Here is a 20,372-nt window from a genome sequence, read left to right on the forward strand (position 1 = left end):
AGTTCCATCCTTTACACTGCGTTTTCGTGTCTTGGATGGAGCGGTGAATGGACATTCCACATATTGGTTTTAACCATGAGAAAACCAATCAGGCTGAGTTAGAAATTTTCGATCTTTCATCACTGTACCAGAGACAAAACTTGTCTCATGATCCTCAAACTCCGCATCGGGTAAACTTCTTCATGTTGGTTTACATTGAGCAGGGTGAAGGTGTGCACATGGTCGACTTCATCAACTATGCTTTCTCACCCGGTTCGCTCATTTTTGTCCAGCGAGAACAGGTTCATGCCTTTGATTTTTCCTCGAAGCCGCAAGGTAAAGTTATGCTCTTTACTCAGGCATTTCTTGATCAGGTGCATGCTAATATGCGCTTGCCGAACTTTACTCCGACACACCTGAATCACCAGCATAACCCTTTATTGCATTTAGATGGGCTAAATTCTCAGCGAGTACCTTCATTGATTAATGAAATGATCACTGAGATTGGATTGGATCAATCCGATCCTCTGATTGTGATGTATCTGTTCTCTGCGCTGACCCTGATATTGCACCGACTGCGTCCTGAGCTTCGTTATGACCAACTGACACAGGCGCAAAGCGTTAAGCTCGCTCGTTTTTTTGAACTGATGCAAGCTCACTTCCAGCACAGTCGAGATGCCAGCTGGTATGCCAGTCAAATTAATACAACCTATAAGACGCTCAACCAAGTGTGTAAGTTAGCAACAGGCTTAACCGCAAAACAGATGGTTGATGCCTTTACCATCATTGAAATGAAACGTCGTTTAGTCGTAACAAATACTACTTCCCAGCAAATGGCTTACGACTTCGGTTTCGAGGATGCCAGTAACTTTGTGAAGTACTTTAAAAAACAAACTCAGTTAACACCGCTCCAGTTTCAAAAACAGTATGCGACGCCGGAGTTATAGATAGGAGGTGAGTTGTTCTAAGTTATTATTTTATAAAGAAAAATAGTTGTATAAATGTTGCTTGTGATGTTTACTTATGTTGGTTCGAACGAAGAATAAGCGTTAGCAACTGAATGCTTATGGCTTTAAATATCCGACTTCCAAAATTAGATTTATTAAGTATGAGTATGACTAATAAGAAAGTTCGTTGGGGTATTGCCGGGTTAGGTAAAATCGCACATCGATTTGCAAAAGATCTTACCCAGCATGTTGAAAATGGAGAACTATATGCTGTCGCGGCAAGAGACCTGCAGCGGTCCGAGGCGTTCTCCAGTGAATACAACTGTCAAAATAGTTATGGTTCATATCAGGCATTAGCAGAAGACCCAAATGTTGATGTTGTCTACATTGCTACAATTCATCCTTTTCATAAAAGCATGACTGAGCTGTTTTTAACTCACGGTAAACACGTTTTGGTTGAAAAGCCTGCTTTTACTAATACAGAAGACTGGGATGAAATGTCTTCGCTCGCTAAAGAGAAGGGCTTACTTTTAGTCGAAGCAATGAAGTCAGTTGCCTTTCCTGCTTATCGTGAATTGCGACAGTTTATTAAAGATAACAATGTGAAAATTGACTCTGTTGAGGCTGCGTTTGGCAACTGGCATGAGTTCGATACCAGTCAGCAAATATTCAACCCTGATTTATGTGGTGGGGCTACATTAGATGTGGGTGTGTATGCTTTATGGTTGTACACTGATTTATGCCAACTCATGAAAACTTCAGTATTAGAACCCTCAGCGAAACATAGTAAAGACAATGCTAAATCTGAAGTAGACGAAAATGTAGAGTTACTTTTTGAGGGAGAGATCAAAGGAAAAATTTGCGCCTCTATTACTCGTAACCTAAAGCGTGAAGCCATAATTAGAGGTCCTGAACTTGAAATAACCATCCATGAAAAGTGGTGGAACCCAAGAACCATTGACATTTTATATCAGGGAAAGAAGCAACAAATTACTACACTCGTGAGAGGTGGGGGATTTGAATACGAGATTGAGCATATTTCTTCACTTATACTTGATGGAAAATATCAATCTGATGTCATGCGTTCTGAGACTAGCCGACAAGTCATTTCAATAATGGAAGCCAGCTTAACAGCGAATGGCTTTCAGCATTTAGTTCGTTCAATGGGGTAAGGTAGCTTCAAAACCGTTAGTAACGCTTTATCTCATAGCAAATGGTTATTTATCTTCGTGAGATCAGTTCAAATAGGCATTTTTGCACACTACGGAGAGTAGCTAATGAACAAGCGATATTGCTGAGACCAAAATTTTTTGCAAACCATTGAGCATGGCAATATGAAAAGAGTAGATGTTTGAAACGGTTATCTTTCTAAGAGAGGTATGAATAATTTTAGAATGGTAGGTTATAATTGGCGTAAATGGTGATAGTACCACTTACGCCAACTTGTCAAATTACAGCTTAACTACGTTAGCTGCTTGAGGGCCTTTTTGACCTTGTTCTACATCGAAAGATACTTTTTGGCCTTCAGACAGTGTTTTGAAACCTTCTGAAGCAATTGCACGGAAGTGAACGAAAACGTCAGCGCCGCCGTTGTCTTGAGTAATGAAACCAAAACCTTTATCTTCGTTAAACCACTTTACAATACCAGTTGTTTTGTTAGACATGTCGTGTCCCTTATATATAAATTCATAATGTAATCGCGATGATGCGATGCGCTGAAGTTCTGAAGTATTGAATGTGACGATGAAGCTAAGGGAAACACTAAGGATAACAACAATAACGAAGGAATTCTGAGGTTTTACTTTGACTTGAGTTTCATTAATAAATCTGAACAACAGAGCGAGGTGAATGATACCTTAGTGTTGAACGTTGTAAAGATTTATTTTCATTTTTTTTTAACACCAATTCAGGCTCTGACTTTGAGGTGTGACAATCTCTTTTATTCCAAACTTTTATCAATTTCACAGTCATGCCAATGCGTTCTCATTCACCAGGTGCCTAGTAACGAGCTGAATGTTCTTTTCCAAAGCCATTTCAGCTAACTGCTCTAGTGTGATGTGTAAGGTCTCATTAGAAAAATGCGTTGCTAATGAGTGGGAAATATCGCCAAAATGATCTATTAATGTGCGTTTTCTAGTGAGGATGGACGCAAAGGAACACATTTCTAGTTAGGTCTTATACCTTTAATTTTGTTCACGCGGTTAATTACAGTTACATAACCAACTAAAGCTGTGATAATAGCCGACCACAATGTATGGTGACTAAATTACCATAGGCATCAGTACTTATAAGAAGTGCAATATTCATATCAATAGGACAATCATCTATGCGCGCCTTTGTATTACGAGCCAGATCCGCTCCTACCGACAGTCAGCAATTATTGGCATCAGTAGGTCAGGAGGCCCACACCGAAATTCTGGCCCACACTCTGATGAACTCTATCTTTGTGGCACAATCGCACCGCGAAGATGTCGTGGTTTACTTAGTGCTGGAAAGCACTCAAGACTTTTCCCGTACCATTTGCTTCAGAGCTAATGAGATTAGTAATATCGGTGGTTTTCATGAGCAAGCGCTTATGAATAAGGTTGCCCGGGCATTAGACCTATCCAAAGGTATGAGCAAGGAGCAAAAGCGTGAAGTAGAAGCCGGGATTACCGTTCAGACTATTAGTTTTGAAAAACTGGTGCAGGAGTTAGCTGAGGATTATCAGCTGTTCATGATGGATAAAAAAGGAACTTTTATTCGTGAGCAGGAATTTAACGGCAACCCTTGTTTTATACTTACAGATCATATCCCTATGCCGAAGAAGAGTTTCAACAGTTTGAAGCGATTAGGAGCAACAAAAATCAGTTTAGGGCCAAAGATGTTGTTTGCCTCCCAGTGTGTGGTATTGATTCACAATGAATTGGATCTCTGTCAATAGACCTATCAATTCACATGAGAGTTACCGCTTTTGTTTTTTCAATTAAGATTCAGATCTTTAACCCAAATGGGTAACTCTCTTTGTTCAAACTGAAGTACCAGATCTGGTACTTCAGTTTGTGTTTGCCAGGCAATCTGACTCAATTATCTCTTCTTATGAACGACACAAAAGTTGCCACGTCTTGTGCGGCATTTTGAGCATCTTTCACAGTCTACTGGTGCTCTGTTACCTTCTTTCCAGCGCTTGAGTAAATGAGGTTCAGCAAGCAAAGGTCGTGATAGGGCAAAGTATTGAATGTTGGTTCTATCTGCGATCTCTTCAATAGCATCAATATCACTCAGGCCACCAACAGTAATTACAGGCACATTCACATCCTGGCTAATTATATCGCCGTATTCATGAAAATAGCCTTCTTCCTGCAGGGTATGACCATCAAAAGATTCACCAATCATGGTGTTTGCTTTGCCATGAATGTTGCCCGAAATGATGATCGCATCTACACCAATGGCTTCTAATTTTTTACAGATGGTGCGTGTTTCATCGAAGGTTAAGCCACCCTCAAAAAACTCCGATGCAGTCAGTTTAACCAATATCGGGTATTCATCACCGACCAGCTTTCTGATCTCTGTGTAGATCTCCAATAGGAATCGCATGCGATTATCGAGACTGCCGCCGTATTCATCTTCTCGACGGTTGTAATACGGGCTCAGAAACTGGTTGATCAAATAGGTGTGCGCTGCGTGAATTTCAACGCCATCAAAGCCTGACTCCTGGGCTCTCCGGCTTGCTTGTGCGAATGCCTGAATGATGTAGTTGATTTCGTCTTTAGTCATCGCTTTGCCAAGTGTTCCTGTACCTCGCTCTGGTACCTCACTCGGTGCATAAATTACCCTTTCGCCGACGTTGTGAGTGGTTTTAGTACCACCGTAGGCAAGCTGCATCACGATTTTGGAATCATTGGAGTGCACTAATTCGGTCAGCTTTTTGTACTCATCGATAAAGGAATCATTGTACATTCCCATCATGCCAGCATTGGGCTTCTCTTCTTCTACAATATTGGCATAACCCGTTACAATCAGACCGACTTCACCTTTGGCAAGTTCTTCGTAGATAGCGTATAGCTTATCCGTCATATGACCATCTTCTGTGGCAAGGTTTTCCCATGTAGCGCTTCTGATAAAGCGGTTTTTAAGCGTCATGTTGCCAAGACGGGCTTCTGAAAACAAAGTGCTCAAATCCAATCCTCTTTAAATCGGTTTAGTGCTATTCATCAGTGTTACAAAGAACCAGAAAAGAACAGCTATACAATATTTTATGTATGTGTAGTGAGTTTGATGAGTAACTGCACAATAACGACAATACGGATGAAGATCCTTAATCTGGATTAAAGTCGAGACATTTTCATGTTGAAAGATCATGTTTGGTTGAATTTGAATCAGCTGCATTCAACCTTGGTTTTATGCCGTAAGAACCGGGTTCGTTTTGATTTTTTCTTCTATGAAGTCCATAAAACATTTTGTTTTAAGTGGGATGTTACGGTTTAGCGGATAAACGGCATTGATTGGGTACCTTTTATAGTAGTCTTTGAGTATATGAACCAGTTGCCCAGACTCGATATAGGGTGCCACCAGCCAGGTGGGCATAAACGAGATGCCGGTATCTGCCAGCAGCATTTCCATCAGACCACATCCGGTATCACATTGAAAATTACCTGAAACCTGAACGGCGCTATCTTCCTTTTGGTTTGAGAAGTTCCAGATATTTCCCTTGGCACCCAGACTATAAACGAGGCAGTTGTGTTGCTTTAACTCAAGTGGGTGCTGAGGTATTGAGTGTTTCTCCAGATAACCGGGGGAGGCGACAATAATGAGATCGTCCGAGCCTAAACGTCGGGCTATCATTGAAGAGTCTTTTAAGTCACCCAGTCGAATGGCAACATCAATGCCTTCTTCAACCAGATCAACCATCTTCTCACTAAATTTCAGATCGAGTTGGATTTCAGGATAAGTGGCTAAAAAATCAGGAATTACTGGCGCAATATAGAGGGTTCCAAACATGACTGGAACCGTGACCCTAAGTTTTCCTCTTGGTGTCGTTGTTAACGATCTGGCTTCACTCTCGGCCTGCTCAATTTCACGTAATATATTAATCACACGCTCATAATAGCTTTGTCCCGTCTCAGTCAGTGTGTGAGTTCGGCTTCCTCTTACCAGCAACTGTGTGCCCAGATTTGATTCCAGCGCAGCTACGCGTTTGCTGATTGTTGCCTGGGTGGTGTTCTCCTCTCTGGCAACAGTGGAAAAGCTCCCGGTTTCAACAACCCGTACAAATGAGCGCATAGCAATTAGTGTATCCATTGATCTTCATTATTCCGATTGGGAATACCTTGTATTCATAAAAGCCTGAATGTAGTTATTACAAGCATAGATTACACTAAAAAACTGTTGAGTAGGCTATTGTTGAAATTTATTTTACATTGCTTCGTTAAAATTCCAGCAAGGAAATAACGCATCGTTCTGCAGTTGAAAATGGCACTTAAATTAAAATTGAAGAGCTTATTTGAGAAGTGGAAAGCCTCTCGTTATATGAGAATTACGTGGAGTGTTGTTTTTAGTAGTAAAGTTTTTTTAAAATCCATTGCATTATTTATATGTCTAAGGTTACCGATTAAAAACGCTCAGATCTTGGTCGTGATTGATTTTTCATAGGTATATATAACTTTGAAGTTGAATATTATGAAAGAGAATATTATTGAAATTATTTGTTATACAGATCCTTATTGTACTTGGTGTTGGGGATCAGAGCCAATACTTCGAAAGTTAAAAGAACAGTATGGTGAACAGATTCATATTCGTTATGTTATGGGGGGCTTAGTTGAGGACATCAGGCAATTTCATGACCCGGCCAACGGTATTGGTGGCGAATATTGGTATAAAGAAGTTGCGGCACATTGGTTGGAAGCTTCAAGCCGCCATAAAATGCCTGTAGATGAGCGCGTCTTCTATGATATGAAAAATGAGCATTTTTCAACACATCCGGCTTGCATTGCTTATGAAGTCGCCACATTTCAAGGGGAAATAAAGGCACATCGCTATTTGAGAAGGTTGCGGGAAGCGGCATCTATTGAACGACAAATCATTCAGCATAGAGAAGTTCAGGAAGCTCTTGCACTAGAGGTGGGGTTGGATGTCGATCTGTTCAGAGATAGCATTGAAAGTGGAGCTGCTATCAAAGCATTTCACCGTGATCGCCTAGAGTGTCGACAAAAAGCTATTCATGGCTTTCCTAGTTATATTGTGAAGGGAAATAACGATGAATTTATATTAAATGGCTACATTCCATATCAAACTTTTGATTTTTGTTTGCGAGAGTTGTCCGGTAATCGAATAAACCAAAAAGAAATTAAGGTCAGTAAGGGGCAAGTATTAGACTTTATTAGTCGTCACCAAAGTATTGCTCTTATCGAAGTGACAACTGTTTTTAATATTTCAGAACAAAGAGCGAATGAAATATTAGCGGAACTTACAAATCAAGGGTTAATAAAAGAGAAGAACCTGGGTAATGGTGTAATGTATTCAATAACTCCAAGTATATTATCGTGTAATCCTCTAAGTGGTACGTGTTCTTTATAACCAAAAACTAGCCAGTTTATCCACAGTTATCACTATTCCTGAAGAGAATACTAAGTATTCAAATTAACACAGATTTAATTGTTTCAGGAATGGATTATCTTTATTTACAAGCCCGCAACACAAGAGCCTTTAACTAAACTCAATTAAATTTGCGGGCGATTTCTACAATTAAAGGCTCGGAATGGAGAATAAAGTTATGAATGCTCAGCCTCTTCGCATTATCCATCGGAATGATCTACCTGTCGGTGGTTTCGCCGGAATAGTTGAAACCCATATGGTGAAGAATCCGGCCATTTGGAAGGACGCGGGTCAGCGTCAGGACATCAGTCATGGCCTTGGAGATTTCATCTATCTCGCTAGTGGTTATTTCAAACCTAATGATGGCGCACCGCTACATCCTCACAATGATGTAGACATTGTGAGTGTGATTCTGAATGGTGCTGTCGGTCATAAAGGCTCGATTGGTGACGGAACCGTCATTGAAGGGCCAGGCGTTCAGGTTCAGCGGGCGGGAACCGGAATGCAACACGCAGAGTTCAGCATGAACGATGCCAAGGCTGAAATCATTCAAATTTGGTTTTTGCCTCCGGAAAACGGCCTGCAGCCGGATTACCAGAATTTCAGCCTTAAAGAAGGTGAGCTGACAACCGTACTGGGTGGAAAGGGAGCCGAGAGCTTTCATAGCAGTATGACTTGTCAGGTTGGTTTTATCCCAAAAGGCCAGTCTGTCAGTTGTGAACAGCCTTTCGTCGCCATGATTACTAAGGGGGCTGCGGTAGCTAATGGACAGCCAGTGAAAGTGGGAGATCTCATGGAGGGTGAAGCATTGAAACTTACCTCAGATGAAGATTTTGGATTGGTGCTGATTCAAGGCACTGAGAAATTTCAATAAATCATAAAAAGATTACTCACAGTATTGGAGAAAAATTAATGAAAGTTGTTGCCTTTGGAGCAAGTACCAGTAACTCGTCGATAAATAAGACGTTAGCTGCTTATGCTGCCTCTTTGGTTCCTGGAGCCGAAACGGAAATTCTGGATCTCAATGACTATGAAATGCCTCTGTTTAATGAAGATAGAGAGGCGATGTTCGGGCAGCCTCAGCCGGCTTTTGATTTTATTGAAAAACTTGAATCTTCAGATGCCATTGTTGTTTCTTTTGCTGAACATAATGGCACTTATACGGCTGCCTTTAAGAATATTTTCGATTGGGCCAGCCGGATTAAACGTGAAGTCTTCCAGCATAAGCCTGTCGTCTTCCTTTCGACATCTCCGGGGCCTGGAGGAGCGGCGAGTGTTTTGATGTCGGCTAATCAGTCTGCACAGTTTTTTGGTGCAGATGTAAAAGCGAGTCTTTCTATACCCAGCTTCTTTGAAAATTTTGATATGGGAGCAGGGGAGCTGAGTAATCCCGAGATCAAACAACAGTTAATTCTGACTATGAACAAGCTTTTACCGAGCGTGTAAAGAAGAGGTTATTATGAAGAAGTCAAAAGTATTTGCACTTAATGCCATTGCTGCTCTTTCACTTGGAACTGCAAGCCTGACAGTAAATGCCGGGGCACAACCCGTATCAGCGACCATTCTTGAATTTGCAGATAAAAATACACTTTTTGTTGCGGATTCAGACGGCGGGCAAATTCTGGCGTATGAATTGCCAACAGTGAAACCAGCGAAAACGTCAGCCAGTTATAACCTGGAAGGTGCCGGTAGCAAGATTGCAAAACTTCTCGGTGTTGACAGCCATTCAATTAACTATCATGACATTGCGATCCACCCGGTAAGTAAAGAAGCCTTTATTTCTTTGTCCACTCAGGTAAAAGGAAAACGGACGCCAGTTATCATCCGTGCGAACCAGAACGGTGATTTAGCTAAGGTCGATTTAAAGTCGTTACCTAAAACGGTTAAGAAGCTGACTGATACCGCGACGGATGGGGTCAAATTCTGGCGCGACATTCCTGCATCTACGCTGGGCATTACTGATTTGGATTACGTTAATGGCACTCTTTATGTTTCCAGTCTATCGACCGGCGAGTTTGCATCAACCTTGCGTAAGATTACGTATCCGTTTGATAAATCCTCCACGACTTCACATGTGGAAATTTACCATACGGTTCATAACCAGACGGAAACCCGAGCTCCTATTCGGGCTATGACTGTACTGGATCTGGATGGAGAGGAAACCTTGGTGGCGGCTTATACCTGTACTCCGTTAGTAACTATTCCAACCAGCCAATTAAAAAACGATGCCCATGTGAAAGGAAAAACCATTGCCGAGCTTGGTTACGGTAACACGCCATTGGATGTCATTCATTTCACAGCCCAGAATCAACAGCAGAAAATGGAAGACTACGTGTTGGTTCTTCATAAAGAGCGAAGTGCGGATTTAATTCGTGTCTCGGACATTGTTAATGCTAATAAGCAGAAGGGACTGTCTACGCCGGAAATGTGGGCGAAAGCAGGTGTAGCAACTCGTCCGGTACCATTGGCGGGGGTTCTACAGGCTGCGGATCAGGATGAGCAGTTCATTGCAACCTTGAAAAGAAACATGGTAACCGGAGATATGGATTTGGTCTCGTTCCGTAAAGGAGCATATTTCCGCCTGAATGATTTTATCAGTGAATATAACTTCTCTAATTACAAGTATGTTCCAGAGCAGGATATGTTCCGGTCATTCCAGAATCTACTGAAAACTGATTCTGGTTATAGCGATCTGGTTCGTTAAGGAGAGCAAGTATGAAAGCAGCTTATCTGTTCAGCATAGCAATGGGATTAATGATTTGTTCTTCAACAGTGTTAGCTTCTCAATGCGATTCAATGGCAGACAAAGCTCAGGTGTCAGCAGTCTATCCGACTGCTGATGTTCTGCCTGAGAATTTACTTCGGTTTTACGTCTATTTTTCAAAACCGATGCAACGTCAGGATATTTTGTCCTCGGTTTATCTAGTGGATCAAGATGGGAACAGGCTAGATGGTGTATTCCTTGATAATAAATTTGATCTTTGGAGTCCGGACAGTTCGCGTTTGACACTTCTATTTGACCCCGGACGGGTTAAAACAGGGCTGGTTGCACATAATGCGATGGGACGGGCACTTAAGCCTGGTGAAGAGTATCAGTTAGTTATTGATACATCGGCGGCGGACGTAGATGGCTGCTACTTGAACCGCACATTTCGGAAAACTTTTACAGCGACAGAAGCTGATTACGAAGTGCCAGATATTCATGAATGGAAGATCCATCAGCCTGAGCAAGGGTCTAATGAGCCGCTAAGGATAGATTTGAACGGAAAAATGGATCACGTTTCGCTGGCATATCGTATTCGGGTGAAAGATGAAGTCGGAAACACAGTAGCTGGAAGCATCGCGCTTTCAAAGCATGAGCAGCAGTGGATTTTCACACCGGAGCAGCTATGGGAGAGCAGCCAGTATCAGGTAGTTGTTGACCCTGTATTGGAAGATGTAGCCGGCAACAGGCTGACAGGTTTATTTGATCAACCCTCTCTTGCGAGGGAAAGTGCAGGCCAGCAGTGGATTTCCATCCCTATAAAGCTTGATGAGAAGTGAGCTTGGTGTGAAGGGGAGCTAATTTATTCAGGCAGAAACAACTTTAACAAGGTTATTTCTGCCTGATTTTATATGAGATAAGCCGTTACTTATTCAGGATAAAGGTTTCAATTACCTGAGCCACACCATCATCATCGTTAGTAGCCGTGATGTGATCAGCAAGCGCTTTGGTATCTTCGGTTGCGTTACCCATCGCAACACCAAGACCTGCGTATTTCAGCATGTGGTGATCATTACCGGCATCACCCATGCAGATCACTTCGCTGGCATCAATGTTCAGATGTTCGGCCAGTTTTGCAACACCAGCACCTTTGTTGCTGTTAGGGTTCATTAGCTCAAGGAAGAATGGTGCGCTTTGTACAATGGTGTACTGCTCGTAAAGCGAAGCCGGTAGTTTTTCAATGGCTGCGGATAGAATTTCCGGATCCGCAACCATCATCACTTTGATGATTTCTTCATTGCAGTCCAGTTCAGCGAAGTCGATTTCGGTTACCGGAACACCGTTAATGGTTGACTCGTGTTGAGTGTAGGTGTTGTTCTCTGGCGTGATCAGGCCGCGCGTCGGAGAGAAAGCGTGTACATAAGCACCTAAATCACGACCCAGGCTGGCGATATTTTTTGCATCACTGCCCAGCATGATTTGTCTGTGAATGATTTCTTTGCTTTCAACTCGCTGTACCAGTGAAGCATTGTAGCTCAGTGCGTAATCTTCATTGCTGGTCATGCCCAGTTCAGTGAGATAATTTGTAAGGCCTTCTAGAGGACGTCCTGAAGCCAGTACGACCTGAACACCTTTTTCTCGTGCCTGTTTGATTGCCTGCTTGGTACGTTCAGAAATTTCTTTCTGCGAGTTTAGCAGGGTGCCATCCATATCAAGTGCAACCAGTTTGTACATGTTGTGTATCCGCATCCATAAAATTTTAGAACGCGCATAATACTCAATTTTTGTGACCAGCTCGACATCGAATAATGACGAAACTGTGATCATCTGTGGTTGATTTGATTTCAGATAAAAAAGCAGCTCGCGAGGAGCTGCTAAACAGGAGGGAGTGGCGGATAGAAGTAATTACAGTGCCGCTTCCAAAATTGCTCTGCTGTCAGCAATGGTGATGTTGCCGTTTTCGCCCAATGCCTTCATTCCGTGTTTCTCCAGACTGTCGACCAGAATGTCAACGGCTGATTTATCTAGTTCCACATCGCTCAGGCTGGTCGGCACTTCCATCTGTTTGAAGAAGGCAATTGTTTGAGCGATGGTGGCATCAATACGCTCATCTGTGCTGCCATCTTTGATGCCGAAAATACGTTCACCATACTGAAGCAACTTGGCTTCCTTATCGGCACGGCGTTCTTTCATTACAGCCGGAAGAACGATACTCAAGGTACGCGCATGGTCGATGCCGTAGTTACCTGTCAGTTCGTGACCAATCATATGGGTTGTCCAGTCTTGTGGAACACCGACACCGATCAGGCCATTCAGCGCCTGAGTTGCTGCCCACATGATGTTTGAACGTACGTCCATATCACTCGGCGCAGCCAGAGCTTTCGGCCCTTCTTCCATCAGTGTCAGCAACAGGCCTTCTGCGAAGCGATCCTGAACTTTAGCGTCAGCCGGGAAGGTCAGGTACTGCTCCATCACGTGAACAAAAGCATCGACAACACCGTTCGCAACCTGGCGAGGCGACAGAGTTAGGGTCGTTTTTGGATCAAGAACCGCAAATGCAGGCTGAACCAGAGGCGACATAAATGCCAGCTTGTCTTTACCTCGGGAGACAACCGAACCCATGTTGCTTTCAGAGCCGGTTGCAGGCAGCGTCAGCACACAGGCTAGTGGAACGGCAGACTGAACTGCTTCATTACGGGCCAGGATATTCCAGGGATCTTCGCCTTCATAGTTTGCAGCGGCAGCGATGAACTTGGTGCCGTCGATCACAGAGCCACCACCAACGGCAAGCAGGAAGTCATATCCCTCAGCTTTAATCATATCAACGGCTTTCATCAGGGTGTCATATTGAGGATTGGGCTCAATACCTTGGAACTCTCCCCATTGATGGTCTTTAAGAGCAGCCGCAACCTGATCGTAAACACCGTTTTTCTTTATTGAACCACCACCATAGATCACCAGCACTTTTTTGTCGGCAGGAATTTCAGCGGTGATGTTAGCAATCTGGCCTTCGCCGAAATGAATGCGGGTAGGGTTGTGGTAAGTAAATTTGTTCATCATTGCTCTCCAGTGTGAAACTGTATGGCTTAACCTGTAAAAGTCGAGCTCTGATACAGCTCGGTTTGATCCATTCTGATGACATTGCTCAGGATTGATGTTCATTACGTGTTAACCAATGTGATTGTTTATACGCAATGAAACTTTATGGACTTAGTCTAGAAGAGAAAGACCTGCGGTTTAATACACAATCCTGTCAGAAATTTGCCTGTTCCTGCTATTTGAGATGAAAGGCTTGCTTTAAACATTATGATGGTGATGATGGGAGTGTGAGGAGGATTAGGCATGAAGAGTAACGAGCGTTTAGCTGAGTCATTGTGTGCAGAATATGGGTTGGCCCAACAGTCCGGAGTGGTTCAAACTGGCTTACCTGGTGTACGTTTGTTTCGTATTACTAAGTACCATAAGGTGACGCCGCAGATGTATCAGCAAGGTGTTGTCGTCATTTTCCAGGGCAACAAAGTGGGGCACCTGAATGACTATCGCTTTGAATACGATACTGAACGATGCCTCATCGTTGCTACACCATATCCTATTGCTTGTGAAACATTTGCTTCTGAAGACTCTCCGTTGATTGGTATTGATATAGAGTTCGATTTACCAGTGATACAGCAGCTGGTGGAGATGGTTGAGCAGTTCGGGGATTCGCAGGTGTTCAAGGAAGATCCTAACGGACGCGGGGTTGCGGTTTCACGGATCACTCCGTCAATATCAGACTGCCTGTCCAGGTTGTTGCAGATCATGCACAGCCCTATGGATTCCAAAGTGCTTGGTCCACAACTTTTGAGAGAGTTTTTCTATCTTTTACTACAAGGGCCGCAGGGCTGTTTGCTTGCCCAATACTGCCGTCAGGATAGTGCTTTGTCTCGAGTTTCTAAAGTGATCAATCATGTTCAGTCTCATTATGAACAGAAGCTGGCCATTGATGATCTTGCCAGTATGGCGGGCATGAGTGTTTCGGCATTTCACCGGGCCTTCAAGCAGGTAGTGACAGATCCGCCTTTGCAGTACATCAAGAAAATTCGTTTGAATAAGGCGAAGTCTTTTATGGTTCAGGACGGCTTGCCTGCCAATGTGGCAGCAAGAAAAGTGGGCTATGAAAGTGCAACTCAGTTCAGTCGTGAGTTTAAACGTTACTTTGGTTTGCCGCCGAGTAAGGTGGGGGAGCTGATTTCGCTGTAATACTCACAATTTGGTAACGATAACTTTCCACTTCATATAGTTTTTAAATGGTTTTATTGCACGTTGTTTTATTGTTGTGTAATATTTCGCTCGTTCAATTTGAACGGTGTTTTATTTTGTGGGGTGGACGTTTTGAACCGTTTCCTGATTTCATCTGTATTGTTACTGACTATGCTGCTGGGCTGTGTGGCATATCCGACGACAAGATCTTACTTTGAACCGAATTCGGAAGATGGCGTTTTAACAGCGACGAGTGGATGCGGTTACCACACTACAAAACTGGACTCTTTGGTTAGGGAAATTGGAGATATCAGTATTCAGGTGATCCCAGAATACTTAGAAGCAGATAATCTCAAGGTTACCGTTTTTATAAAACGTGAGAATGACTACGTCTCTTTTGAACCAGAGTTAGTAGTGTTAGATGCGAAGTCAGTAACTACTTCGGGTGATGAAAATCAGACTCTGCTTAAAGCTTCTGATATTACTTCCAGCCTTCAGGTGCCAACAAAGAGTACGCCATACTATGGCCAATGGTATGTGCTGACGTTCCCGGTAGCAGCAGATGAATTGAATGGAATATCAATTACGCTTTCAGCAGAAAGTTTAGCGCTGGGTGAAAATAGTACCAATGACCTTGTCTTCAGATTCAAAAAGATTGCCAAACAAGATTTTTATTACAATTCAATCAATTGCTGAATTCACTCAGATTGGTTGCAAATATTTGCTTTGCTCGGTTGGGTTTGTACAATGAGCGTGATTTTCGAGGGAATGGTTGATTGGTTTTCGAACCATTGGTTGGCGACTACACTGATCAAGAGAGACTTTTTTGCGGAGGTTTTCATGAGTAAATGTTCTCGTAACTGGGTTGTACGGCGGTTATGCGAGACACTTTTGTTATGTACTTTCGGTTTTGCCACTCATGCAACCTTAGCTGATACAATTGATGTCAGGTGTGATATTTACCCTAAAGGGGCTGATAAGCCTTCTGGGCGGTATTTTTGTGTTTATTCTCAGCGTCAGGGCTATATCACTATCGATCGTGCGGATGGTGTTTATTATGACTTTATGCCGGCTGGGGATGAAGTAGGAAATTACACTGATCGGTATGGTAATCCTGTGTACAGACAATCCGGTTTGGGGAAAGATGGATATATCTTCAAAACCAAAAGTGAGTCTGTGTATGTGTACTGGAACACAGCAGGTTTAGAGCAATAACGACACCGTGATTTTGCTCATCAGATGTAATTATTTGCAGTTATTCCCTTTGCTAAACACAATCCGGATGATAAGAAAGCGGGATGGCCTCTGGGCTGTCCCGCTTTAGGTTTTTCTGCATCAGATAGTTATTTATCAAGAAAGCTTATTCAATCTGTCCCCTGATTTCTCCATCAGGATTAGCCGGAGTATGAACGTTAATATAATGACCGCCACTAAGCAGTGTATTAGCTGTTTCTTCATCCAGAACAACACTATCTGGTGTTTCCCAGACGGTGACATCCGCTTCGGACTGATCAAGAGGAACAATCACACCACCATTTTCGCCGGTTTCACCTTCATGGATATGTGCTTCATCCGCATCATCAATACCTGTTGTGACTATTCTGGCAACCAGTTCTTTGGTCATTTGATTAAAGGTGGCGTAGCCGCTGCCACTGGCTTCGGTATCTACAGGAGGTACTTCTTGAGTGCCATCCAGCGGGAACGTGAATAGAACAAAATCTTTACTCAGTACCTGTCCGCGTATTTCTCCGCTCTCATTAGCCGGAGTATGTACATTGACATAGTGACCTCCGGCTAAAAGCCTGGTGACAGTCTCTGTATCAAGAGTTGTTCCGTTAGGGCTTGTCCAGATTGTGACATCGTCAGGATCCTGTTCCAGGCCAACAATTACCGAACCATTCTGTCCAATAAAGCCTTCATGCAGATGGGCTGCTTCAGCATCATCAACGCCAGATGTCAGCACTTTGAGATCCAGTGCTTCAGTTGTGCTGTTGTAGGTAGCATAACCGGATCCGGATGCTTCTGTTTCAACGGCTGGCACTTCTTGCTCACCATCGAGGGAGAAAGTCAGCAGGGTAAAGTCATCGGTCAGTATTTGTCCCCGGATTTCTCCGCTTTCATTAGCAGGAGTATGGACGTTGACGTAATGTCCACCATTGATCAGACGATTAGCCGTTTCTTCATCCAGAGTGGTGTTTTCCGGTGTCATCCAGGTACCGCTGGTATCTCCGGCAACCAAATCCACAATAACGCCCCCATTTTCGCCGATAAAGCCTTCATGAATATGGGCGGCAGTTGCATCATCTGCATTTTCAGTGATAACGGTAAGGTCTACGGCATAATTTTCTGTATTAAGTGTGGCGTATCCGTTACCGGAAGCTTCGCTATCCACTGGCGGTACTTCTTGTTCGCCTTCAAGAACAAAAGTCACTATTGCAGTATTGCTGTCGACAATCTGCCCCCTTACTTCGCCTGATGGGTTGAGTAGGGTATGAACATTGATATACCACTTGCCGGATTGTAGCTCTTCTGCCTGCTCTTGAGTTATTTCGGTTTCGGCCAGTGACATGGTTCCGTTGTTGTTATTTGTAAATTCAAATGCGACAGGTCCGTTAACTCCAATTTTCCCCTGATGGATATGTGCAGCCTGGACATCAGTGAGCATGCTGATATCAAGCTCAGCGCTTAGTGTCCAAGTGTCATCATCGGAATAATCAGGGGAATCGTCGTGGTAATCTTTATCGTAATCTTTGTCATAGTCTGAGCCATCGCCAGAATCATAATCAGAATCTGAGTCGACCAGATGAGATGCGCTGTGCTGGATAGTCAAAGTCACAACAGCATCGGCTTTGGATTCAGCTGCAACGGGTGGGACTTCTTGGTTGCCAGAGAGACTGACGTTAAATGTCAGCTCTTCTTCGTGACAGCCGAGCAGTGAAAACAAAGCTAACAACACAGCAAAACAAAATTTTCTACTCATGATTTGCTACTCCAGGTTGTATTGCGATTGATACGACCCACAGAGTTTAGACAGAGTATTGATTCTTGGATTTAAGACAGAGTCTTACGCTTGGGAGTTTTACGTATGTGGGAAAGGAACTCTTTGTAAATGGGAGGTTAATGAGAATGTTTTATAGTTTTGTTATCAGATATTTTAAAGCCTCCATATCGGAGGCTTTTTCATCTTCGTCTATTTCTTAGATTTCACTTCTTTCAGTATTTCTTTGATACGTTTATTTGAGATACGCTTAGCCATATAAACTCCTTTTTAAGGTTATAAACACCACGGACTAAAGTCGTTCCTGCGGCTTCCGAATAGCGACTTAGTTTATAGCGCTCTAACTACCGGAGTGGTTCATCCCCTAGAGCGTTAATGCCGCAGGCATGAATTCAATATACCCCTCTGACGGTTGAAAGGAATCCCTCTATTACCTTGAATCATAAGGGCGTGTAGTGTGACGGAGGCATCGTTTTGGTGTTTTATATAACACTTGATGCTTATTGTGGTGGTTTGTGTTAACAAGCTAAGGCCGTGAGATATTTTTTCATTAACCTCGCTATATAAGTGATATTTTATCTCATTTGAAAAAGTGTGATGAATGTCAAACTAAATCTGGATTGGGATGCAAATTGTTTCGGTTGTTATCTTGCCGATCAGAACAATTACTGTTCAAATAAATACTTGCTGACAAAAAAGACTTTACACAATAACGGCCGCTATGTACTATTCGCCGCACTTACGGAGAGATGGCTGAGTGGTTGAAAGCACCGGTCTTGAAAACCGGCATACGTTTGTAGCGTATCTAGGGTTCAAATCCCTATCTCTCCGCCACATTCAAGAAAACCGCTGCATTATCAGCGGTTTTTTTATGTCTGAATTTTATATTGTAGGGATAGGGCGCAGAATCCTAGAAAGGGTTCAGCCGAGCGCAGCGAGACAACGTTGCTAGCCGAAGGCGTTTTAAAGCAACGGCCCGAAGGGCGAAGTAAATCTCTATCTCTCCGCCACATTCTAAGCCCCGGCAGAAATGCCGGGGCTTTTTCTTTGTAGCAATAATCTCAATTACCCAATCTTATAGCGCTCAATTTCTTGCTGCATAGATTCAGCAAGGTTAGCGAGCTCAGATGTGGCTGCGCTGCTTTGTTCTGCTCCGGCTGCGGTTTGATCTGAAATATCGCTAATGCTGAGGATGTTTTTATTAACCTCTTCAGTGACAGAGCTTTGTTCCTCGGCTGCTGTGGCTATTTGGGTATTCATTGAGTTGATTTCATCTACACAGGTGATGATTTGCTGTAGGGCATCGCCTGCCAGCTGTGCTTTTTCAACGCTGAGTTTGGCTTGTTCTGTACCTTGTTCCATCATCGACATGGCTTCACGGCTACCATGTTGTAAACGCTGGATCATCTGTTGGATTTCTTCGGTAGAATCCTGTGTTCGTTTCGCCAGAGTCCGGACTTCATCTGCCACGACGGCAAAACCGCGGCCTTGATCTCCGGCGCGAGCAGCTTCAATGGCTGCGTTCAGAGCGAGCAGATTGGTCTGTTCTGAAATACCCTGAATGACGTCAACAACACTGCCAATCTCATCTGAGTGATGGCGAAGCTGGTTCATGGCTTCAGTTGTTTTGTTGAGCTCCATGGATAGCTTTTCAATCATGGCAATGCTATCACTGACAATTGACTGGCCGTCGACGGCGGTTGTATCTGCCTGCTGAGAAGCACTGGCTGCTGCTGAAGCATTCTGTGCAACTTCATGAACAGTGGAGTTGAACTGGTTAATGGCAGTGGCGATTAATTGGGTTTGCTGTTGTTGTTCAATCACGTTACGTTGAGTCTGGCCTGAAACAACGGCATTTTCCTCGGCCGAGCTTGCCAGTTTAGATACTGACTGTTGCGAGTTTTGCACCACATTCTGAAAATCAGAAACAATCCGGTTCACATACTCAGCAATTCTCGTGAACTCATCATTGCCCTGAAGGTGGATTCGCTTAGTTAAATCACCACTAGCGATGTCTTGGGCAGTATTTTCCAGTTGATCGGAAGCACTGTTAACTCTTTTGATAATAAAACCGCAGAGTAAAGAGATGATAATCAGGCTGGCAACGGACAAAACGCCGACAGTAACGATAAAGTGATTAATGTTTTGATTGGCCTGCTTGAAATTGTTCTCTCCTTCCTGAGTTTGTAACGCGAGGAAAGCCTGAATTTTTGTTGTGATTCCTTTGAACTGCGGGTTAATAGCTCGAAGTAAGATCGTATTAGCACGATTGTAGTTTTGTTGCTTCAGGGCACTGATTGCTGGCTCAAATCCTTGATTGACGACTTGGCTTATCTGTTCAAGTAATTGTGTGACCTGAACTACTTCTTCGGGCTCCAGTGGCGAGGTGAGGATTTCGTTTTTCACGATTTGATGAGCAAGTTTAATCGATGATTCAGCCTGATTGATATGCAAATCCACCGGGTGGTTGTGCATACTGGCAAATTTACTGGTCGGATCATGTTGGAATGCCAACATCAGGGCGCTTCTTGCCTGACTCAGTTCATCAATTACTTTTCCTGCTCTGATCGTGTGTTGCATCCCCTGGCTATAAAGCTCCTCAATGGAGTTGGCTGCTTCTTGCATACCGGTTATACCTTTATATCCAAGAACACAAAACGAAAAGATAATCAGCAAAATTATGCTTTTTAGTTGGAATTTTACTGACTGTACTCGCTGGAAAAAGTGATTGCTATCGGAGTGATTTTTCTTATGGGGGTCAGTAATTGATCCCTCTGCTTTAAATACGTCGTTAGGCATATTCATTCCTTATTGTTTTAATGCTCCTATCTATAACTATAAGCAACAAGGGTGTATTTAAAATTCATGTTTAGTGATGAAGATCTGTGTTTGAAGAAAATTAATGTCGACGGTAGACCTGAAAACAAAAAGT

Annotated in this window: 18 protein-coding genes, 1 tRNA gene and 1 other RNA gene; 13 read left to right on the forward strand and 7 right to left on the reverse strand. The window is 43.2% G+C overall.

Annotated elements, in window-relative coordinates; genetic code table 11:
- Positions 1–47 precede the first annotated feature (47 nt).
- Together AACQ93_RS19045 and AACQ93_RS19050 are read left to right on the forward strand one after the other, a co-directional pair.
- Positions 48–926 (forward strand): helix-turn-helix domain-containing protein, encoded by an 879-nt coding sequence (locus tag AACQ93_RS19045; protein WP_064607800.1) that lies wholly within the window; start codon positions 48–50, stop codon positions 924–926.
- Between the two features lie 119 nt (positions 927–1,045).
- Entirely contained in the window at positions 1,046–2,098 is a 1,053-nt protein-coding gene (locus tag AACQ93_RS19050; protein WP_232323363.1) for a Gfo/Idh/MocA family protein, read from the forward strand.
- A 279-nt stretch (positions 2,099–2,377) separates the two neighbouring features.
- Here AACQ93_RS19050 and cspE read toward each other — a convergent pair whose 3' ends face one another.
- On the reverse strand, positions 2,378–2,590 hold the full coding sequence (gene cspE / locus AACQ93_RS19055; RefSeq protein ID WP_064607802.1) for a transcription antiterminator/RNA stability regulator CspE: 213 nt from the start codon (positions 2,588–2,590) through the stop codon (positions 2,378–2,380).
- A gap of 662 nt (positions 2,591–3,252) precedes the next feature.
- Here cspE and trmY point away from each other — a divergent pair.
- Positions 3,253–3,849 (forward strand): tRNA (pseudouridine(54)-N(1))-methyltransferase TrmY, encoded by a 597-nt coding sequence (trmY, locus tag AACQ93_RS19060; RefSeq protein ID WP_007464033.1) that lies wholly within the window; start codon positions 3,253–3,255, stop codon positions 3,847–3,849.
- Positions 3,850–3,992: 143 nt separating this feature from the next.
- Here trmY and AACQ93_RS19065 read toward each other — a convergent pair whose 3' ends face one another.
- Both AACQ93_RS19065 and AACQ93_RS19070 read right to left on the reverse strand, forming a co-directional pair.
- Positions 3,993–5,084 (reverse strand): NADH:flavin oxidoreductase, encoded by a 1,092-nt coding sequence (locus tag AACQ93_RS19065; RefSeq protein ID WP_064607804.1) that lies wholly within the window; start codon positions 5,082–5,084, stop codon positions 3,993–3,995.
- Positions 5,085–5,306: 222 nt separating this feature from the next.
- Complete coding sequence (locus AACQ93_RS19070) at positions 5,307–6,206, reverse strand: LysR family transcriptional regulator (protein ID WP_064607807.1); 900 nt, start codon at positions 6,204–6,206, stop codon at positions 5,307–5,309.
- 378 nt (positions 6,207–6,584) lie between these two features.
- Here AACQ93_RS19070 and AACQ93_RS19075 point away from each other — a divergent pair, with 378 nt between their 5' ends.
- From AACQ93_RS19075 to AACQ93_RS19095, 5 genes are all read left to right on the forward strand, one after another.
- On the forward strand, positions 6,585–7,481 hold the full coding sequence (locus AACQ93_RS19075) for a DsbA family protein (RefSeq protein WP_064607811.1): 897 nt from the start codon (positions 6,585–6,587) through the stop codon (positions 7,479–7,481).
- A 196-nt stretch (positions 7,482–7,677) separates the two neighbouring features.
- Positions 7,678–8,373 (forward strand): pirin family protein, encoded by a 696-nt coding sequence (locus AACQ93_RS19080; RefSeq protein ID WP_064607813.1) that lies wholly within the window; start codon positions 7,678–7,680, stop codon positions 8,371–8,373.
- Positions 8,374–8,411: 38 nt separating this feature from the next.
- On the forward strand, positions 8,412–8,945 hold the full coding sequence (locus AACQ93_RS19085) for an NADPH-dependent FMN reductase (RefSeq protein ID WP_064607818.1): 534 nt from the start codon (positions 8,412–8,414) through the stop codon (positions 8,943–8,945).
- 13 nt (positions 8,946–8,958) lie between these two features.
- Positions 8,959–10,203: a hypothetical protein gene (locus AACQ93_RS19090; RefSeq protein ID WP_064607819.1), complete on the forward strand. Its 1,245-nt coding sequence runs from the start codon at positions 8,959–8,961 to the stop codon at positions 10,201–10,203.
- 11 nt (positions 10,204–10,214) lie between these two features.
- A complete protein-coding gene (locus AACQ93_RS19095) occupies positions 10,215–11,042 on the forward strand; it encodes a hypothetical protein (protein WP_064607821.1) in 828 nt (275 codons plus the stop codon).
- A gap of 85 nt (positions 11,043–11,127) precedes the next feature.
- Here the strand turns inward: AACQ93_RS19095 and yidA are convergent, their stop codons facing one another.
- Complete coding sequence (gene yidA / locus AACQ93_RS19100) at positions 11,128–11,937, reverse strand: sugar-phosphatase (RefSeq protein WP_064609620.1); 810 nt, start codon at positions 11,935–11,937, stop codon at positions 11,128–11,130.
- A gap of 171 nt (positions 11,938–12,108) precedes the next feature.
- The gene (locus AACQ93_RS19105) at positions 12,109–13,260 is read right to left on the reverse strand and encodes an iron-containing alcohol dehydrogenase (protein WP_064607823.1); all 1,152 of its coding nucleotides are present in this window, start codon (positions 13,258–13,260) and stop codon (positions 12,109–12,111) included.
- A 285-nt stretch (positions 13,261–13,545) separates the two neighbouring features.
- Between AACQ93_RS19105 and AACQ93_RS19110 the strand changes: the two genes are divergently transcribed.
- The 3 genes from AACQ93_RS19110 (at position 13,546) to AACQ93_RS19120 (ending at position 15,657) form a co-directional block, all read left to right on the forward strand.
- On the forward strand, positions 13,546–14,442 hold the full coding sequence (locus AACQ93_RS19110; RefSeq protein WP_064607825.1) for an AraC family transcriptional regulator: 897 nt from the start codon (positions 13,546–13,548) through the stop codon (positions 14,440–14,442).
- Between the two features lie 132 nt (positions 14,443–14,574).
- Positions 14,575–15,138, forward strand: coding sequence for a hypothetical protein (locus AACQ93_RS19115; RefSeq protein WP_157097608.1), 564 nt, complete (start codon positions 14,575–14,577; stop codon positions 15,136–15,138).
- A 144-nt stretch (positions 15,139–15,282) separates the two neighbouring features.
- Positions 15,283–15,657 carry a hypothetical protein gene (locus AACQ93_RS19120; protein ID WP_232323364.1) on the forward strand — a complete coding sequence of 125 codons (375 nt, stop codon included), beginning with the start codon at positions 15,283–15,285 and terminating at the stop codon, positions 15,655–15,657.
- A gap of 145 nt (positions 15,658–15,802) precedes the next feature.
- Here the strand turns inward: AACQ93_RS19120 and AACQ93_RS19125 are convergent, their stop codons facing one another.
- Complete coding sequence (locus AACQ93_RS19125) at positions 15,803–17,422, reverse strand: CHRD domain-containing protein (RefSeq protein WP_064607829.1); 1,620 nt, start codon at positions 17,420–17,422, stop codon at positions 15,803–15,805.
- 761 nt (positions 17,423–18,183) lie between these two features.
- On the opposite strand from AACQ93_RS19125, the gene AACQ93_RS19130 reads away from it, so the two are divergent.
- A tRNA-Ser gene (locus AACQ93_RS19130) sits at positions 18,184–18,274 on the forward strand.
- 46 nt (positions 18,275–18,320) lie between these two features.
- Positions 18,321–18,450: non-coding RNA, RtT sRNA (locus AACQ93_RS19135), on the forward strand.
- Positions 18,451–18,505: 55 nt separating this feature from the next.
- Here the strand turns inward: AACQ93_RS19135 and AACQ93_RS19140 are convergent.
- A complete protein-coding gene (locus AACQ93_RS19140) occupies positions 18,506–20,239 on the reverse strand; it encodes a methyl-accepting chemotaxis protein (protein WP_064607831.1) in 1,734 nt (577 codons plus the stop codon).
- Positions 20,240–20,372 lie beyond the last annotated feature (133 nt).

Source organism: Photobacterium sp. J15, assembly GCF_963870815.1.
In the GTDB taxonomy this organism is placed as follows: domain Bacteria; phylum Pseudomonadota; class Gammaproteobacteria; order Enterobacterales; family Vibrionaceae; genus Photobacterium; species Photobacterium marinum.

Coding starts and splice junctions, on each gene's coding strand:
- AACQ93_RS19045 (WP_064607800.1), top strand. CDS start 48: ATGGACATTCCACATATTGGTTTTAACCATGAGAAAACCAATCAGGCT.
- AACQ93_RS19050 (WP_232323363.1), top strand. CDS start 1,046: ATGGCTTTAAATATCCGACTTCCAAAATTAGATTTATTAAGTATGAGT.
- cspE (WP_064607802.1), bottom strand. CDS start 2,590: ATGTCTAACAAAACAACTGGTATTGTAAAGTGGTTTAACGAAGATAAA.
- trmY (WP_007464033.1), top strand. CDS start 3,253: ATGCGCGCCTTTGTATTACGAGCCAGATCCGCTCCTACCGACAGTCAG.
- AACQ93_RS19070 (WP_064607807.1), bottom strand. CDS start 6,206: ATGGATACACTAATTGCTATGCGCTCATTTGTACGGGTTGTTGAAACC.
- AACQ93_RS19075 (WP_064607811.1), top strand. CDS start 6,585: ATGAAAGAGAATATTATTGAAATTATTTGTTATACAGATCCTTATTGT.
- AACQ93_RS19080 (WP_064607813.1), top strand. CDS start 7,678: ATGAATGCTCAGCCTCTTCGCATTATCCATCGGAATGATCTACCTGTC.
- AACQ93_RS19085 (WP_064607818.1), top strand. CDS start 8,412: ATGAAAGTTGTTGCCTTTGGAGCAAGTACCAGTAACTCGTCGATAAAT.
- AACQ93_RS19090 (WP_064607819.1), top strand. CDS start 8,959: ATGAAGAAGTCAAAAGTATTTGCACTTAATGCCATTGCTGCTCTTTCA.
- AACQ93_RS19095 (WP_064607821.1), top strand. CDS start 10,215: ATGAAAGCAGCTTATCTGTTCAGCATAGCAATGGGATTAATGATTTGT.
- yidA (WP_064609620.1), bottom strand. CDS start 11,937: ATGTACAAACTGGTTGCACTTGATATGGATGGCACCCTGCTAAACTCG.
- AACQ93_RS19105 (WP_064607823.1), bottom strand. CDS start 13,260: ATGAACAAATTTACTTACCACAACCCTACCCGCATTCATTTCGGCGAA.
- AACQ93_RS19110 (WP_064607825.1), top strand. CDS start 13,546: ATGAAGAGTAACGAGCGTTTAGCTGAGTCATTGTGTGCAGAATATGGG.
- AACQ93_RS19120 (WP_232323364.1), top strand. CDS start 15,283: ATGAGTAAATGTTCTCGTAACTGGGTTGTACGGCGGTTATGCGAGACA.
- AACQ93_RS19125 (WP_064607829.1), bottom strand. CDS start 17,422: ATGAGTAGAAAATTTTGTTTTGCTGTGTTGTTAGCTTTGTTTTCACTG.
- AACQ93_RS19140 (WP_064607831.1), bottom strand. CDS start 20,239: ATGCCTAACGACGTATTTAAAGCAGAGGGATCAATTACTGACCCCCAT.